This window comes from Sporolactobacillus caesalpiniae (assembly GCF_040513385.1).
Lineage (GTDB): Bacteria > Bacillota > Bacilli > Bacillales > Sporolactobacillaceae > Sporolactobacillus.
This window is the reverse complement of sequence record NZ_JBEVCB010000003.1, coordinates 308,049-324,298: the sequence shown is the minus strand read 5'-3', so window position 1 is coordinate 324,298 and position 16,250 is coordinate 308,049. Positions and strand designations below refer to the sequence as shown.

Genomic DNA, 16,250 nt, shown 5'->3' with positions numbered 1-16,250 from the left:
TTAGTTAGTTCGTCCAGTCAACTGCAATTTGATAGGGAATCGGATCAATCAATCCTGCATCTTTAAAGCCCTTGATCCGCAATCGGCAGCTATCGCAGGTCCCACACGCTTTCTCCCCGCCATTGTAACAAGAAGTAGTCAATTGATAGGGTGCATCAAGCTTCATGCCTAAGCGAACAGTTTCCGCTTTGGTCAAGTGCATCAATGGCGTTTTAATCGTCAAGTGATGGGCACTGACACCGATCTTTGTCGCCAGATTAATCGTCTGATTCATACTTCGGATAAATTCAGGCCGGCAATCCGGATAGCCGCTGTAGTCAACCGAGGAGACACCGGTTAAAATTGTTTCCGCGCCAATAACCTCTGCGTAGGCAGTCGCAAGTGAAAGGAAAATCATGTTGCGTGCAGGGACATAGGTCACCGGTATTCCCTCTTCCGCCCCGTCCTCAGGAACATGTATCGAAGCATCGGTCAGCGCGCTTCCACCGAGCTGTTTGAAAAAATCGAGGTCTACAATACGGTGGTGCACGACCTCATAGAACGCAGCAATTTTCTTCGCCTGCTCAACTTCACGCTGATGACGCTGACCATAACAGAACGTGATCGGGCAGAGTTCATAGCCTTCATTTTTAGCAATACTCATACAGGTTGTGCTGTCGAGTCCGCCGCTGAGTACAATAACTGCTTTTTTCACAATTGATCGCTCCTCTATATTAAGCTGTCCTTAGCGATTATCAATAGGTTCCGGATACAGATCATGCTTGCTCAGCCTGTCAAAAGCGACTTGTTCCCAGCGCGTGCCTTTTTTTCCGTAATTGACGTACGGATCAATACTGATGCCGCCGCGAGGCAGAAATTTTCCCCAGATCTCTAAGTACTTCGGATCCATAAGCTGAATCAAATCATCTGCAATGTTATTCACACAATCCTCGTGAAAATCGCCATGATTGCGAAAGCTGAATAAATAGAGTTTAAGTGATTTGCTCTCAACCATGCGTTCTGCCGGGACATAGCTGATATGCAGCGTTGCGAAATCCGGCTGATGGGTAATGGGACAAAGGCTCGTAAACTCCGGAAAGTTAAATTTAACGAAATAGTCACGCTCCGGATGCTGATTTTGAAAGGTCTCCAGCAGGTTCGGATCATAGTCGAACGTGTAGGTTGTCCCTTTATTCCCAAGCAGGGTTAATCCTTCATTTTTTCGATCGCTCATTACAAACACCTCTCAATCCTGATTTAACACCATTTCCCCCCGAATAGTGTTCCGCACGCGAATCCAATGCACAATCAAATAGATCATCGGTACGCCGACGACCGCATAGGAAAATTTAAGAACATATTCAGTGCCGATCGTTGTCAAAATTGCGCTTACCGGCAGAATCCCGGCAAATCCGACAAACATGAACACGGTCGAATCAGCAAGCTGGCTGATGGCCGTACTCGCCAGACTGCGCAGCCAGAGCATCTTGCCCTTTGTACGTTTCTTTAATCCGACAAACAGAGCAATATCGAGTGTTTGGGATAGGCTGTACCCGCAAAGTGAGGCAGCAACGATACGCGGCATCGCGCCAAGCGTTCCGGCAAAAGCCTCCTGCCCCTTCCAAAATGGCGCGGCAGGTAAATGAATCGCCGCCTGAAGCAGCAGGGTAAACAGAACATTGGCGAGCAGACCGATCCATACGATCTTTTGGGCGACCGGTTTGCCCCAGCATTCCGTAATACTGTCGAGTACAAGAAAAGTGAGCGGATAAATGATAATGCCCGACGTCATGGAGTAGCCGCCGATGGAGAAAAGCTTTGACGCGACTAAGTTCGCGGCAATGAGGCAGGTCATAAAGACCATTGATAAAATAATGAGTTTGAAAGGAATGTTCACTTTCAATTGCTGTTGATCCATTTCTGATCACTCCCGTAGTTTTTTTGGTACGGCAGAGGAGGGTTTCGAACTCTGCCAAGCATGCAACTTCTTGATTATAGATTTGCTTTGCCGGATTGACAAGAAGATTAAGCATCTTTTTCTGCGAACTACTGGCAAATCTCACTAAAAAAGGGGAAGCTGAGCCAGCTTACCAATCAGACGAATATAATAGTTTGGACTGTGCGGCACGCACTGCTTCCGATCTACGGTTCGCTTCTGCCAAACACGCTCTCCGTTCGATTCGTCAAATCCTGCGAGCTCCAACTCCTGTTTTGCGCCCCGGACAAGAGCTGCAAAATCCGGATAAGCGGCTTTATAAATTCCGGAAACCTCTTCCTTTTGAAGCTTGAACGCATTCATTTTATAGTGATTGACGCATAGAAAGACATGACAGCGTTCGCGGTCAATGAAATCGCCTTGCACGATTTCATCCCGGATCACGCCAAGCGGCAGCAGCTCCTCCATTTGAACCGGCACGCCAAGTTCTTCATGAATCTCGCGAATGGCATCCGAAATCGTTTCATCCGCCTTAATATGACCGGCTGCCGTGATGTCGTATAAGTCTGGAAAATCTTTTTTCGCATGACAACGCTGCTGCATGAAAATGAAGCTGCCGGCTGCCGTTTGTTCCACAAACCAGCAATGAAACGTCTCATGCCAGCAGCCCTTCTTATGAGCCTCATCGCGCGTTTTTATCCCAATTGGTGTTCCCTGTTCGTTGAAAATTCGAATCTGCTCCTCATTCATCGGTACTTCCTCCATTATCAACCCTTGTTTGAAGCATTTGCGCGTGCTTAGAATTCGTTTCATGGGACTCTTCAAAAAAACGAGTCAGGAAGCTGATCATAAAATGATGGCGCTGCTCCGCAAGTTTTTTTCCGGTCTCCGTGTTCATACGATCCCGAAGGAGCAGTAATTTTTCATAGAAATGGTTTACCGTTGTTGACTGCTGCGCTTTATAGTGTTCCGCCGTTTGATGCGAGACCGGCAGAACATTCGGATCAAACAGCTCTCTCTTTTTATAGCCGCCGTAGGCAAAAGCCCGAGCGATACCGACGGCTCCAATCGCGTCGAGCCGGTCGGCGTCCTGTACAATCTTACCTTCCATGCTCGACATCGGCGTCTGCACGCCGGCGCCCTTAAATGAAAGCTCGCGAATAATGGTACACACGTCTTCGATGGCGCGGGCATCAGCATTTTGCGATTCGAGCCAGTCCGCTGCTGCACGTGGACCCGCCTCATCGTCACCGCCGTTGAACTTCCAATCAGCGATGTCATGTAAAAGCGCCGCGAGCGCGACGATATCCTTTTTAATGCTCTTCGACTCTTCGTGTGCCATAATCTGCATGCTCGTCTCATAAACACGATGGATATGCCACCAGTCATGCCCACTGCCTTCTCCATAAAATTTTTCTTGGACATAATTCGCCGTGCGCGTGACAAGATCCATTTCATTCATCCTCTTTCCGTTCATTTTTTTATTATACCTTACAGAATAAAGCTTCATATCGACGAACGCCACAACCTGATCCCTATCACCGGTGACACTTCTTGGCCCACGATTTACACAATGCCTGCTATAATAGACACTAGATACTGCATTAATCGAAGGAGGTCCTCCGTGTGTCGCTACTTGACCAGCCGCTCTGGCGTGTGATCGACCAGTCAACGCTTGGCAGCGGGTTCGACGGTAAGCAGTCGTTTGCTATCGATGACGCGATTTGTCAATCCGTAGGTGCCGGCCAATCGCCAAACACCGTTAGGCTGTGGGTGCACCACAAAACGGTGATGCTCGGCATTCAGGACACGAAGCTTCCACATTTTCAAGCTGGTTTGGACGTGCTGCGAGAGAACGGCTTCAATTATGTCGTACGTAATTCCGGCGGTCTGGCTGTTGTGCTTGACGAAGGTGTTCTTAATGTTTCCCTGATCTTTTCTGAAAAGGAACACCCGATTTCTATCGATGACGCATTTCAAGCCATGGTTGATTTTATTCGAGAAACACTTGCTCCATTTGGGATACAATTCACGAGTGGAGAAATCACTCGATCCTACTGTCCCGGAAGATATGACCTCAGTTGTGATGGCCGCAAATTTGCCGGCATCTCTCAGCGCCGTGTCAAACAAGGTGTTGCCGTGCAGGTCTATCTCTGCGTTTCAGGAAGCGGATCAGAACGCGCGCGCCTGATCCGCGATTTTTACCAAAGCGGATTGCAAAGTCAGCAAACACGGTTCGCCTATCCGGATATTGACCCACATGTCATGGCCTCATTAGAGGAACTTAGCGGAAAACAATTTGAAACACAACGTATGGTCCACGCCTGTCTCCAAACCCTGCAATCTCAAGGACCGATCTTCTCAACAGCCGCGCTGACCGGTGAGGAAACGCGAAACTTCGGGCTATACTATGACCGTATGATTCACAGAAACGAAAAAGCATTTGGCCTGAATTGACACCAATCAAAACTATGACACGAAAACTATACTAATTGAAGCATCTGTATTAGGGAGGAACTGGCTCCACCATGAGACTTATGTACAAAAGCTGCGGCATCATCGCCGCTTTATTTCTATCACTGACATTGGCCGCCTATTTGCCTCCTTTTCAAGCAAGTATTACAGCAAAACACACTAATAAACTAAGTACTGTAGAGGCGCCATCTGCAGCCAACACCAAGTCATCAGAACAGAAGACGGTTCCGGTCAGCTGGGACAAGCCTTCCGGCGGCAGCTATCCGGTTATAACGAAAAATGAGCCGATTTGGATTGATGTTTCGATCAAAGATCAAAAAGTGTACATAAAAGAAGACGATCGCACTCTGTATACCATGATCGCCTCAACCGGCCTTGATGCGAGTCCTGATACGACAACGCCGACCGGTACCTATTATATTCAAGCCGAGCGTGGGAAATGGTTCTATGCGCCAAAATACAAAGAAGGCGCGAAATATTGGGTTTCTTGGAAAAACCATGGTGAATTTCTCTTCCACAGTGTGCCTATGGATAAGAATCAGCATATTCTCTCAGCAGACGCAGAAAAATTAGGTGAAAAAGATTCGCATGGATGCATTCATCTTACCGTTCCCGACGCGAAATGGGTTTACGAGCATATTCCTTACGATACCAAAGTTGTGATTCATTAACTAATTGAAACAAGCAGCCGAAGGCCCCTCACGAAGGACCTGGCTGCTTGTTTTTTTAACACGGATAAGAATGTACAAAAAATAAAAGATTTAAGGAATTGAGTGTACGAGTGACGGCGGCTTTGCCTTGCTGGTACGACGATAAGGTCATTAGAATCGATTGGATGTGATCAGGTTAGCGCCCAATCTGAGAAATAAACGGAAAAATTCCGCTTATTTAGAAAACAAATGAAAAAGTCGCTTAAATAGACGGAGAAATTCCGCTTATCGGATCGAAAAACGTGAAAAGGGAGGGTTTTTCTATGAATAGGCGGAAAAATTACCCTTATTTACCTGTGAAACAAGCGCCAGGATGCATATAACCGGAAAATCTCCGCTTATTTTATTCCGGCCGCAATACTGAATTAAGGATCAAAATGATTTATTAGAAAACTTGGCTTCGCCAAGCCTCTGGTGAAGGCGAAGACTTAGTTGCGACGGCCATGGACGGCATAGTGCCCGGTGAGCCGCAGGACGCGGCGTTTTTTCGGACCGCTTACACTCGTTTCCTTTAAATGTTTTCTTATACTTTCCTACCAGTGTGAAACAGAAATGCCTGTTCACGCATAAGGTTGATGATTCAAAACGTTAGTTGATGATTCAAAACGGTATTTGGAGCAAAGGATCTTTCGTATGTAAGGAACTTTCGCTAATTACGCATACGTCCTGTATGCAACGCGAAAGTCATCACATCCTGTGAAAGTACGTCCTGCAAGCAACGCGAAAGCCATCACATCCTGTGAAAGTACGTCCTGCAAGCAACGCGAAAGTCATCACATCCTGTGAAAGTACGTCCTGCAAGCAACGCGAAAGCCACCGCATTCTGCGGAAGTACGGACCGGGCTTTGCAGTTAGGAAAATGCGAACGATTTACTAAGCTGACCGACCTTATTTCCTTTCACAACAACCAGACACTCGTCTCCACGAGACAAATTTTCAATCAAAACGGTCAGCCAATCCGACCGCTTGTGTATTTGTTTCACTTGATTTTTTCCGTAGATATAAACATCCTGACCTAGTTTTTCGCAGTATCGATAAAAGCGGATCATCTGTTTCACTCGAAATGCGGAAGCGTAGACTTTGAAAGAAAATATAGTCTTCATGATTCTTTCTCCTCCTTGAAACTTGCGCAAACCTTCTTGGGATACGTACAGCTTACATTAGAATTATGAACTTTATCTTAATTCAAGACGGGACATTGAAAGAATTTAAGCAACCATCAAAAATTTTCCATAAAAGCAAAGAGCCGGGGTGTCCGCCCGGCTCTTTGCTTTTGCCTAGTTTCTTACGCTTTGATGTCGCGCCGCGTATAGAACGCCCAGCCGACAAACACAAAGATTACATAGTAAACAGCGAGCACTGCAAGTGAGAATCCCAATGTCATTTCATCACGCAGCGGTGTTCCGGTTGTATATTGTGTTAAATCTGTATTGGCGAACAACACATATTTTACCCAATCATAACCTTGCAAGAGATTAACAACAATAGACGAAGCCATCAAGGTGAAAATGGATAGACCAATTGCGAGACCGCCGTTACGGAAAGCTGAAGCAATGAGCCCGGCGAACGTGACCATCATAAAGAGCGACACACAATTCAGTAAATAGCCCTTCCAAACCTCAAGCGTCCAGCTGGACTGATAAACAGCTCCGTTGGCATAACCGATATAGACGTCGCCTGCTCCGCCGAACCCGAACAGAATGCCGCCAAGCAGCCATGAAGCAATAAAAAGCGTAATCAGACAAACAACGGTAAACAAAAGTGCCGAAATGTATTTTGACAGCAGTATTTCCGTACGATAGATCGGCCGGATCAGAAGCAGTTTAATCGTCCCGGTATCAAACTCGCTGGCAATTGATGTGGACACAACGATGATCGTGAAAATGCTGATGACCAGCACCATATTTGCTGCAGCACCTTCAACAAACGTCCACAAGGTTTCTCCATGCTGCGGTTTGAGATTATGATCAATGCGGTAGTCATTAATGGCGATCGTTTTCTTGAAATAATCGGTCGCCTGTTTGTTCCCTTTGACCGAATCCATTTGCTTATTCAAATCTTTATTTTCTTGAATTAAACTCTGTTTCCAATGTGGATCGTCTTTCGGCTGATCACCGGAATATTTGATAATCAATCCTGCAGCAAGAATCAGCCCAAGCAGAATAATAATCATGACCTTTGCGGAACTTCTGCGGTAGATTTTCATATTTTCATTTTGCAGCAAACCAAAGAAATTACTCAACGCTCTTCCCCCCTGTTACTTCCAGGAATCTGTCTTCCAGTGATTTGGCAGCGGTTGCGACACTGTAAATCTTAATTTTCGACAGGACCAATGTGTCGACAACAACCGGTATCTTTTCATGTTCAATCGGCAGTTCAATGGTTGTCTCATCCGGGAGAATCGCGTCGATCGCTAGTTTTTCCTTAACCGCCTGTGCGGCTATCCGCGCGTCGTCGACCTCGATTCGAACTTTCGCCGTTCCCTTTTCGATAAAATCATCCACAGTCTCTACACCAATTAACTTGCCTTTTTGCAGAATCCCGATACGGTCGCACATCAGCTGCATTTCCGATAACAAATGGCTTGAAACAATGACTGCTACGCCTTCTTCTCTAGAAAGTTTGTGCAAATAGGTGCGCAGGTCATGGATTCCTTGAGGATCAAGACCATTGGTCGGTTCATCGAGGATCAAGACCGATGGGTGGTGCAGCAGCGCCTGAGCAACGCCGAGCCTTTGGCGCATGCCTAGAGAATAACGTTTCACTTTTTCATGGATTCGGTCCTGAAGTTCAACCAGCTTCACGACTTCCATGATCCGCTCCTTGCTGATCCCTGGGATCATGCGTGCGTAATGTACTAGGTTTTGGTAGCCGGTGAGAAACTTGTACATTTCCGGATTCTCGACAATCGCCCCTACTTGAGCGATCGCTTTTTTAAACTCGCCCCTGATGCTGTGTCCTTGTATGTAAATGTTACCATGGGACATCCGCATTAGGCCGACGATCATCCGAATCGTCGTTGTTTTCCCGGCTCCGTTTGGTCCGAGAAAACCGAAGACTTCTCCTCCGTAAATGTCAAAGCTCAAATCATCAATAATTGTCTTGCGGCCAATCCGCTTGCTGACATGTTCCAGCTTTACCGCCGGCTTTGATGCTTCGGCATTAGTGCTCATACTTTTCCACCATCCAATCTACTAAACTTAAATTTTCATTGCAACGAATGTCTTCAACACTCTTCTGATCGAGGATGACTCCGTTTTTAATTAGGATAACCGTGTCAAGCAACGGTTCGATTTCCTGCAATTCATGTGTGGTAATGATTACTGTCTGTTTTTCCAAATCAATAAATGAAATCAGACCTTTGATGATTGAACTGCGCACCATCGGATCCAACCCGGAAAGCGGCTCATCCATTAAAATAAACGGCACTTCACGGGCGAGCGTTACAACGATTTTAAGACGACCCCGGTTTCCTTTGGACAGATGCTTCACTTTCTGAGATTGATCAAGTTTCATAAATTCAAGCATTTCTTCTGCTTTTTCACGGTTAAAATCACTGAAAGTCTGCGCATAGAAATCGACGGTCTGCTTCACCGTGAAAAATGAGTAATAGGCATCTAACTCAGACAAGTAGGCAACCTTCCGGCAAATCCTGCGGCCCGCGGTTTCCCCGTCGATGAGTACAGTGCCTTTCGTCGGTTGAAGCAATCCGGAAATCAGTTTCAACGTCGTTGATTTCCCGCTCCCATTCGAGCCGATCAGCCCAATAATATGCCCCGGCTCAATTTGAAGGCTGACGTCATCCAGAGCTTTCTTTGTCAGATACCGTTTGCTAACACCTTCTAACTGAATCATTCATTCTCCTCCTTTTTAGCTAAATAGTCGTTCAATCCATCGAGCATTTCCGTTTCCGAATAACCCATTTCACGCATTTCGGTCACAAAAAGCTTGATATGACTGATTTTCAGATCCTCACGCATGCGGCGAATAACGACCGAATCTTCTGTTACAAACGTGCCTTGGCCCCTCTTTTTTTCTACAATCCCGCTTTCCTCTAGTTCATGATATGTTCTTTGTACTGTGTTCGGATTCACTCCTGAGTCAATGGCCAAATCGCGAACGGACGGCAAACGCGCGCCCATTCCAAGTTCTCCTCGGACAATCTTATTCTTGATGCGCTCGCACAATTGCAGGTATATAGGAACAGACGGATTGAATGGTTGTGCCATAGTCGCTAGCCCCCTCGAAGTCGATCTCAATAATCCTGTTCACTTATGATGCCTCCAACTCATGATCCGTAAGCCAAGCCGTAATTGAAAAAACAATAACCGTAATTAGAAGATCAAACACTAAGCTGCCAACATAAAGCGAGCTTGAATCAACTATGACGTCACTAAATACTCCCGGAGTTCCCGTGCTCTTCGGCGTCACAAAGTTAATTAATGAAGAATCCGGAATTTGCCCCCAGTTCGTGAGAAAATCAACGACACCTGATTGCGTCAACTTGGTATCGATATAAAGATAAATGCCGATACCGACAATCAGCACAAGCCAAGACCATTTTCCGATCCGTGAACGCATGGTGCGCTGCACGGTCCAGAGAAAAAGAAAAGTCACACCGCCGCCGATCCCGCACCAGAGCAAGATCAATACCGCAAGAACAGCTATGCGCGATAGAGACAGTTCCTGTGGAAAGTCATTCAGTCTGAGAAGGCTGACCCATGTGTAGGAGCCAACAACTATACTTGTAACGACCAAGTACACTATTGCTCCCGACAATTTCGCCAGCAGTACAGACCATGCAGGCAGCGGATTCTGTAGCCAAAGATGAAAGGTTTTACGCTCTTGTATCGTGTTAAAGAGCAGATAGACCGGAACATAAAACAGCAGACAGACGGTCAGCATCACACTGATAACCGCAGGTGGTGTGCCTGCGCCGCCATCGAAACGCATATCCATAAAAATACCAATCCCCATCATTAAAAGCTGTAAAACAAGAAAAATTATGAATGCCATCCAACCAAGGCGTAATTCTTTTTTAAATAAAGCAAACCAAATCGACATAGTTCTATCCCCCGATTTTATATCGCTGTATTAGTAATATAGTACACTAGATTAACAATATCGTCAAGGATTCTCCCGGCATCGTTCTTACAGTTTCTCAATACCGAGAATGACGACCACACTATCGGAAAGAAGCAGTAAGATCATGGGAATCGACGTGAAGAAATAGATCCATAAACGTTTTTCAGGCAATTTTCTGCGTACGCTGCTTAGCCATTCTTTTATGTTGTGCTTTTTTTTATAAAGGAAGACACTGACTGTACTAATTAAAATTGCTGTTATAATTACGTCAAAAATGGTTGACCAAAACGTTGAAGGCAGCGCGCTGTACCCTTCGCTAAGCAAGTTATTTGCGCAATGTATCAGTATAGTCAGCCAAATGGTGTAGGTTTTGGCCAAATAACCAAGGACAAGTCCTATCGCGAAGGCAATGGGCAACTGGATGATATTCCCGTGCATCATACTGAATAACAGCGCGGAAATCGTAATGGCAAAAACAGAGCCGAACCGCTCCAAGCTGCGCATCACCACGCCTCTATAGATAAATTCCTCAATGATTGGCCCGATGAGGCATGTGTACACAAACATGCTTGTTGTCTTGGAGCCTTCCAAGATCTCTCTTGAAGGGTCGGCCGTATATCCGATAAGATTGAGCAGCCACTCCACAGGATACATCACAGGCGTAATAATGACGTTTAACCCGATCGCCACAATCAGCCCAAGAATAAATACCTTGATGGTCACCTTGTGCTTAACAGTTCTCAGATCATAAGTGAAGAATTTCTTTTTTCGATAAATCAATAGTGGAATAAAGGCAACCAGAACCGCCACAATCATCGGCCACCCACTGTCAACGAGAGACGTTGTCACCTGCGCTTCAAATTGATGCTCCGTCAAATTGGGATGAAGAAACAGCGTTTGCACGGTTAAAACGATCAAATAAACACCAACAACACCCCACAACAGCCCCGCCTGAAAAAGCATCGTGATCCCTAAATGCCTAAAGTGCCGTTTTATTTTTTTTCGTTCTTCCTTGCGCTCATTCATCCTGCAATCCTCCAATTGTCATATTGTATTAGTTATATAGTACATTAGGATACATATTTATGTCAATAAACGCTAGAAACAAGGTTTCGATCACATTACCCATACAGGTTGGGATATGCTATAATGAACCGATTAAACTGAGATGATGGAGCTGAAGAAATCGTTGTTACTTGACTACAACCAAAAACTGGCGATTATCGAATCGTTTTCTGAATTAGAGCGAAAAGATGTTTCACTTGGTCGTGTGAATTTTCAATATACAGGAAGCGCGGCAGACAAGAAAAATGTTGTGTACCATCTTCACCCCAATGGCAATGGCTATGTATTCGCAAAAGGCATTGACGGCTATGAAGCCGATCCGAAGGGCTTGGTCAACATTCGTGATTTTTCCGAAGAGGAGCTTCGCACACTGCTGAAAAAAGCGATTTTCGCTCTATCACCGGAAGGCGTCTATGAGCAGGAAACAGCAGACGGAAATGATCACGAACTATGGGTGACACCAAGCGGCAGACAAACACTTGAAATCATCTATGATAACGAACTTTGGAATGTTTATGCAGGCGAACAGCTTGACGGAACATTCCGCACATATAAGGAAGCAACCGAATATCTAACCGAAGAAGGATTCATTCGGAAATAAGGCGTCGCGATTTTGCGGCGCTTTTTACATTTACAGCAATCCTAACGTTTCACCCCACGTTTTAAATGACTGTATCCACTTTGGAGTACTTATCCCTTTCACGTGTTTTTTCAGTGTATCAATCTGCTTTCTTTTTTCCCCTTCACACCTTTTCACAAGTGTATATAAACGATATATTTCATTTTCTATAACATATATCACATTTATCATTATTTTTTCTTAAATTATATTGACACTACGCTTGTATCCTACTAAACTTATACTTGTTTAATTGAAAATGATTATCATTACCGTTATGGGGGTGCTTCACTATGAAATTCGGTCGGTGCATCGGAGCATTGATTATAATTTCCTTCTTAATCATTTCGATGTATCCGTTACCAGCGCATGCGGAAACAGCTGTCGATGTGTCACCTGCGCTTAATGATCTGAATCACGCGATCACCGCGTTGCAAAATGGCAAATCTGCCGACACTGATTTTTCTGCTTTTAAAAAGTGGTGGCAGCATCATAAAACGGCGATCTCCAAGAGCTCACTCGATGTCTCGATTCAGTTGAGTCAGGATATCAGTTCCGCTTCTCTAGATCTACTTAACGGAGACAATAAAGAGGCAATAAAAAGTGTTGGCGCGCTTCAACAAACACTGCAAGACTACCAAAGCGGATTGTATGGCGGGGGCGGAAAATCTGGGCATCACTCACTAACTTCCTACATAACCGAGCTCAGAAACACCAAGCAGTCCATGGACAAAAAGGATTGGGTTACCGCCGCGTCTCAGGTGAAACAGCTTCAGCAAGATTGGTTGTCTGTCGAAGGCGACGTTGTCAGCCAATCGCAAAACATCTATACCGAATCCGAGAAGAATTTGGTCATGATGGACGCATATCTAGCAAATCCAAGCACGCGTTCGAAGGCACTGCCGCTCGTTGACGAAATGATTACCAGTCTGAAACCACTTGCGTCAGCAAATTACGGAATGTGGGATGCGGCGCTGATTCCGCTTCGAGAAGGACTCGAAGCGTTACTGGTTATCGGCGCACTGTTGACCTTCGCCCGAAAAGCAAACTCGAAGCCGGCAAAGCTTTGGATCTGGAGCGGGACCAGCTTAGCTATTATTGTTTGTCTCACAGTCGGCGCGCTCGTCTCATTTTTATTATCGGTCGCCGCTTTTGGCAACAACAATTCTTTAATTAACGGTTGGTCCGGCGTGATTGCCAGCCTCATGCTACTCTATGTAGGCTACTGGCTGCATCGCAATGCCGACATCAAACGATGGAACGCTTTTATCCAATCCAAGACCAGCGAGGCAATCAGCAAGCGTAAAATGGTTTCCTTTGCCCTGCTCGCTTTTATCGCTGTTTTGCGCGAAGGCATGGAGACTGTTATTTTTCTGATTGGCATGGCCGGGCGAATGCCTGCGTCGAAACTGATTATGGGTATCGGCGTCGGATTTGGGATTCTGACCGTTATCGGTTTTCTCATGTTGAAACTCGGCGTCTTGCTCCCGCTCCGTCCGTTTTTCATGATTTCGAGTTTTGTCGTCTTTTACCTGTGTTTCAAATTTATGGGATCGGGCATCCACAGCCTGCAAATGGCCGGCGTTCTTCCTTCGTCGGTTTCAGATGCTCTGCCATCGATCAATAGTCTAAGTATATTCCCATCATGGTACAGCATTATTCCGCAAGCCGCGTGCTTGCTGATCTTTAGTGTCATCATTCTTAAGAAACTGCCCACAGCGGCATCAAATAAAAATTCAAAACACGCCAAGGAGGCTTAACCTTTCCTATGAAGCATCAAAAGAAAATCGTCTTTCTACTATTAATGACTTTATTACTCTTGCCCGTCATCACCGCATGTGGAAGTGCACAAAAATCCGGAAGTACAAAAACATCGCAGACAACGAGCGACCCGGTAAAGCAAGGGACAACAAAAATGAAACAACTGAACAACAAGCTGCAAGCTGCCTTGAAGAAAAATGATGTCGCAGCAATTAAAAAATACGGGAAACAAATAAACACACAATGGCTTTCCTATGAAAACGGTGTGCGTGATCGTTTCCCGCTTCAATACGCAAAAATCGAACGCTACCAGCAACCCATCTATGCACAATCTAATCTCGCAAATCCCAACATCGCACAAATGAAGGAAAATAGTGACGCATTAACCGGACAATTAAGTGATTTGCTAACTGCTAAAGAGACAAAATCAAAACCATCCAAGCAAATGGACCAAGCTGTTGATGACTACCTCAGCTATGCTGATGAACAAATCGACATGCTCGTGAAAACAACGAAACCGTTCGTTAAAGCTGTTAAAGAAGGCGATGTTGAAAAGGCTAAATCGCTCTATACACTGCCGCGTATCTACTACGAACGTGCCGAACCAATTGCCGAGAGTTTTGGAGATCTAGACCCTGCCATCGATGCCCGTATTAACGATGTCGATGATGTGTCCAAGTGGACCGGCTTCCATGAAATCGAACGCGCCCTCTGGGAAAAGAACAGTCTCAAAGGTCAAGGAAAATATGCTGATAAATTAATGGCTGACGTTCTGAGTCTGCAAAAAGAGGCACAGTCATTCAAGCTGACGCCGAAGGCAATGGTTGCCGGCGCGATGGAACTGCTTGAAGAAGCAGCGACGAGCAAGATTACCGGTGAAGAAGAACGCTACTCACACACGGATTTAGTTGATCTTCAAGCAAATGTCGATGGGTCTAAAGCGGTCTACCAAGCAGCGATCCCCGCACTCAATAATGGTCACAAGGATCTCGCGAATGCCATTGACAAGCAATTCCAAGCCTTTGACAAGCAGATGTTAAAATATAAGAAATCCGACACCAACTATGAAGACTATACAAAGTTGAGTAAAGAACAAATTCGGGAGATCAGCAACGAGCTAAGCAAACTTTCGAAGCTCATGGCCCAAACCGCAAAAATTTTCTAATAAGATAAGAAAGGATGACCCAAATGGACAGGGACGATCTCAGCACCTCAGAGCAGAAAAAGGGATATTCCAGACGGGAAATGCTGAAAATGACAGCTCTTGCCGGGGGTGGTATTGCTCTTGGCGCCAGCGGTCTCGGAACCGCACTCGAATTGTTCGGCAATACGGGCGCGGCCAATGCAGCGAAGACAGCAACAGTTCCCTTTTTCGGCAGTCACCAGGCAGGCATTACGACCGCGCATCAGAGCTACGGTTATCTGGCCGCCTTTGACATCGATCCGTCGATTCACGATGTCGCGAAAATTATGGCCCTGTTCATCTCATGGACGCGTCTTTCCGCGACATTGACACAAGGCAAACGTGAAGCAAACAGCAGCAACAAGGAATTGCCGCCTAACGACACAAATGAAGCGCGCGACCTTGGCGCCGCTAATCTAACCATCACCTTCGGCCTTGGGCACTCCTTTTTTATCAAAGGTGGAAAAGATCGGTTCGGTCTAGCGAATCAAATGCCGAAACAACTGACAGCGATGCCGAAAATTGCGCATGAAACGCTTGATCCCGCTATCTCGAATGGCGACATCTGCGTTCAGGTGTGTGCAGACATCCAGCAAGTCGCTTTCCATGCCTTACGTAATCTGATTAAGGAAGCGCTTGGTACGGCTAATATCCGCTGGATGGAATCGGGATTTCTAAATGGTCCGAAGGGCAAGACGCCGAGGAATCTGTTTGGATTTAAAGATGGAACCGCTAATGTCACCGATCCTGAAAGTCAAAATGAAGTCGTTTGGACCGGCAGTGATGAGCCGAAATGGATGCGCGGCGGATCCTATCTCGGCTACCGTAAAATTAAGATGATTATTGAGACCTGGGACCGTGATTCGTATAGTGATCAGGAACAAGTCTTTGGAAGAAAAAAGGATTCCGGCGCAGCCTTTGGCAGAAAACATGAACACGAACCGGTCATTATGAGCAAGCAGCCGGCAGACTCCCATGTCCGGCTTGCTCACGGAACAGGAAAGAAAATCTTTCGACGCGCCTACTCGTACACAAATGGTATTCAAGCAGCAACAGGCAGCCTTGACGCCGGACTGCTCTTTATCGCATACCAAAATAAGCCGCAGGATAGCTTTATTCCGATGCTTCGCGTACTCGGAAAGAGCGACGCGCTCAATGAGTACACCGACCATGTGGCGACCGGACTTTTCGCCGTCCCAGCCGGAATTAAGAAGAACGACTATTTTGCTCAGCACTTATTTGAATAACCCAATTATGACCGCCCTCATGCAAAAATCTTGCTTGAGGGCTTATTTTTTTTACCTATCAAGACCACTTTCGTCTATAATAGTTCTAAAAGTCGGTTGAGGAGGTTTTTACATTGCGCTATTACTACGATATCTTTGAAAACGATCAACCTGCCCTTCATTCCTAAGAAAGGGTACGGATGAATCCTAT

At 45.8% G+C, this 16,250-nt stretch carries 18 protein-coding genes; 6 read left to right on the top strand and 12 right to left on the bottom strand.

Annotated elements, in window-relative coordinates; translation table 11 throughout:
- Positions 1-4: 4 nt before the first annotated feature.
- The 5 genes from queC to ABWW58_RS07510 all read right to left on the bottom strand — a co-directional run bounded on the left by queC (position 5) and on the right by ABWW58_RS07510 (position 3,368).
- Entirely contained in the window at positions 5-694 is a 690-nt protein-coding gene (gene queC, locus ABWW58_RS07530) for a 7-cyano-7-deazaguanine synthase QueC (RefSeq protein ID WP_353868538.1), read from the bottom strand.
- Positions 695-724: 30 nt separating this feature from the next.
- A complete protein-coding gene (queF, locus tag ABWW58_RS07525; RefSeq protein ID WP_353868537.1) occupies positions 725-1,213 on the bottom strand; it encodes a preQ(1) synthase in 489 nt (162 codons plus the stop codon).
- 12 nt (positions 1,214-1,225) lie between these two features.
- Entirely contained in the window at positions 1,226-1,897 is a 672-nt protein-coding gene (locus ABWW58_RS07520) for a queuosine precursor transporter (protein WP_353868536.1), read from the bottom strand.
- Between the two features lie 144 nt (positions 1,898-2,041).
- Complete coding sequence (locus tag ABWW58_RS07515; protein ID WP_353868535.1) at positions 2,042-2,665, bottom strand: NUDIX hydrolase; 624 nt, start codon at positions 2,663-2,665, stop codon at positions 2,042-2,044.
- Positions 2,658-3,368: an HD domain-containing protein gene (locus tag ABWW58_RS07510; RefSeq protein ID WP_353868534.1), complete on the bottom strand. Its 711-nt coding sequence runs from the start codon at positions 3,366-3,368 to the stop codon at positions 2,658-2,660. Before ABWW58_RS07510 ends, ABWW58_RS07515 begins: the two co-directional genes overlap by 8 nt.
- Positions 3,369-3,541: 173 nt before the next feature.
- On the opposite strand from ABWW58_RS07510, the gene ABWW58_RS07505 reads away from it, so the two are divergent.
- Together ABWW58_RS07505 and ABWW58_RS07500 are read left to right on the top strand one after the other, a co-directional pair.
- Positions 3,542-4,372 (top strand): lipoate--protein ligase family protein, encoded by an 831-nt coding sequence (locus ABWW58_RS07505; RefSeq protein WP_353868533.1) that lies wholly within the window; start codon positions 3,542-3,544, stop codon positions 4,370-4,372.
- Positions 4,373-4,443: 71 nt separating this feature from the next.
- A complete protein-coding gene (locus ABWW58_RS07500; protein ID WP_353868532.1) occupies positions 4,444-5,061 on the top strand; it encodes a L,D-transpeptidase in 618 nt (205 codons plus the stop codon).
- Between the two features lie 890 nt (positions 5,062-5,951).
- Here the strand turns inward: ABWW58_RS07500 and ABWW58_RS07495 are convergent.
- The 7 genes from ABWW58_RS07495 to ABWW58_RS07465 all read right to left on the bottom strand — a co-directional run bounded on the left by ABWW58_RS07495 (position 5,952) and on the right by ABWW58_RS07465 (position 11,211).
- Positions 5,952-6,203 carry a hypothetical protein gene (locus ABWW58_RS07495; protein ID WP_093670853.1) on the bottom strand — a complete coding sequence of 84 codons (252 nt, stop codon included), beginning with the start codon at positions 6,201-6,203 and terminating at the stop codon, positions 5,952-5,954.
- A 182-nt stretch (positions 6,204-6,385) separates the two neighbouring features.
- On the bottom strand, positions 6,386-7,342 hold the full coding sequence (locus ABWW58_RS07490; RefSeq protein WP_353868531.1) for an ABC transporter permease: 957 nt from the start codon (positions 7,340-7,342) through the stop codon (positions 6,386-6,388).
- Complete coding sequence (locus tag ABWW58_RS07485; RefSeq protein ID WP_093670857.1) at positions 7,335-8,273, bottom strand: ABC transporter ATP-binding protein; 939 nt, start codon at positions 8,271-8,273, stop codon at positions 7,335-7,337. Before ABWW58_RS07485 ends, ABWW58_RS07490 begins: the two co-directional genes overlap by 8 nt.
- Positions 8,263-8,955, bottom strand: coding sequence for an ABC transporter ATP-binding protein (locus tag ABWW58_RS07480; RefSeq protein ID WP_093670859.1), 693 nt, complete (start codon positions 8,953-8,955; stop codon positions 8,263-8,265). Before ABWW58_RS07480 ends, ABWW58_RS07485 begins: the two co-directional genes overlap by 11 nt.
- On the bottom strand, positions 8,952-9,329 hold the full coding sequence (locus ABWW58_RS07475; protein WP_353868530.1) for a GntR family transcriptional regulator: 378 nt from the start codon (positions 9,327-9,329) through the stop codon (positions 8,952-8,954). Before ABWW58_RS07475 ends, ABWW58_RS07480 begins: the two co-directional genes overlap by 4 nt.
- A 43-nt stretch (positions 9,330-9,372) precedes the next feature.
- Positions 9,373-10,164 (bottom strand): hypothetical protein, encoded by a 792-nt coding sequence (locus tag ABWW58_RS07470; RefSeq protein WP_353868529.1) that lies wholly within the window; start codon positions 10,162-10,164, stop codon positions 9,373-9,375.
- An 87-nt stretch (positions 10,165-10,251) separates the two neighbouring features.
- Positions 10,252-11,211 carry a CPBP family intramembrane glutamic endopeptidase gene (locus tag ABWW58_RS07465; RefSeq protein ID WP_353868528.1) on the bottom strand — a complete coding sequence of 320 codons (960 nt, stop codon included), beginning with the start codon at positions 11,209-11,211 and terminating at the stop codon, positions 10,252-10,254.
- A gap of 163 nt (positions 11,212-11,374) precedes the next feature.
- Here ABWW58_RS07465 and ABWW58_RS07460 point away from each other — a divergent pair, with 163 nt between their 5' ends.
- The 4 genes from ABWW58_RS07460 (at position 11,375) to efeB (ending at position 16,060) form a co-directional block, all read left to right on the top strand.
- On the top strand, positions 11,375-11,851 hold the full coding sequence (locus ABWW58_RS07460; RefSeq protein ID WP_445783420.1) for a hypothetical protein: 477 nt from the start codon (positions 11,375-11,377) through the stop codon (positions 11,849-11,851).
- 311 nt (positions 11,852-12,162) lie between these two features.
- Entirely contained in the window at positions 12,163-13,629 is a 1,467-nt protein-coding gene (locus ABWW58_RS07455; protein WP_353868527.1) for an FTR1 family iron permease, read from the top strand.
- 8 nt (positions 13,630-13,637) lie between these two features.
- Entirely contained in the window at positions 13,638-14,795 is a 1,158-nt protein-coding gene (gene efeO, locus ABWW58_RS07450; RefSeq protein ID WP_353868526.1) for an iron uptake system protein EfeO, read from the top strand.
- Between the two features lie 23 nt (positions 14,796-14,818).
- Complete coding sequence (gene efeB, locus ABWW58_RS07445; RefSeq protein ID WP_353868525.1) at positions 14,819-16,060, top strand: iron uptake transporter deferrochelatase/peroxidase subunit; 1,242 nt, start codon at positions 14,819-14,821, stop codon at positions 16,058-16,060.
- Positions 16,061-16,250: the final 190 nt, after the last annotated feature.

Bases quoted from the DNA above. Each gene is read 5' to 3' on its own strand.
- queF (WP_353868537.1), bottom strand. From the start codon at position 1,213: ATGAGCGATCGAAAAAATGAAGGATTAACCCTGCTTGGGAATAAAGGG.
- ABWW58_RS07485 (WP_093670857.1), bottom strand. From the start codon at position 8,273: ATGAGCACTAATGCCGAAGCATCAAAGCCGGCGGTAAAGCTGGAACAT.
- ABWW58_RS07480 (WP_093670859.1), bottom strand. From the start codon at position 8,955: ATGATTCAGTTAGAAGGTGTTAGCAAACGGTATCTGACAAAGAAAGCT.
- ABWW58_RS07465 (WP_353868528.1), bottom strand. From the start codon at position 11,211: ATGAATGAGCGCAAGGAAGAACGAAAAAAAATAAAACGGCACTTTAGG.
- efeB (WP_353868525.1), top strand. From the start codon at position 14,819: ATGGACAGGGACGATCTCAGCACCTCAGAGCAGAAAAAGGGATATTCC.
- ABWW58_RS07455 (WP_353868527.1), top strand. From the start codon at position 12,163: ATGAAATTCGGTCGGTGCATCGGAGCATTGATTATAATTTCCTTCTTA.
- ABWW58_RS07515 (WP_353868535.1), bottom strand. From the start codon at position 2,665: ATGAATGAGGAGCAGATTCGAATTTTCAACGAACAGGGAACACCAATT.
- ABWW58_RS07520 (WP_353868536.1), bottom strand. From the start codon at position 1,897: ATGGATCAACAGCAATTGAAAGTGAACATTCCTTTCAAACTCATTATT.
- ABWW58_RS07475 (WP_353868530.1), bottom strand. From the start codon at position 9,329: ATGGCACAACCATTCAATCCGTCTGTTCCTATATACCTGCAATTGTGC.
- ABWW58_RS07510 (WP_353868534.1), bottom strand. From the start codon at position 3,368: ATGGATCTTGTCACGCGCACGGCGAATTATGTCCAAGAAAAATTTTAT.
- ABWW58_RS07470 (WP_353868529.1), bottom strand. From the start codon at position 10,164: ATGTCGATTTGGTTTGCTTTATTTAAAAAAGAATTACGCCTTGGTTGG.
- ABWW58_RS07500 (WP_353868532.1), top strand. From the start codon at position 4,444: ATGAGACTTATGTACAAAAGCTGCGGCATCATCGCCGCTTTATTTCTA.
- efeO (WP_353868526.1), top strand. From the start codon at position 13,638: ATGAAGCATCAAAAGAAAATCGTCTTTCTACTATTAATGACTTTATTA.
- ABWW58_RS07495 (WP_093670853.1), bottom strand. From the start codon at position 6,203: ATGAAGACTATATTTTCTTTCAAAGTCTACGCTTCCGCATTTCGAGTG.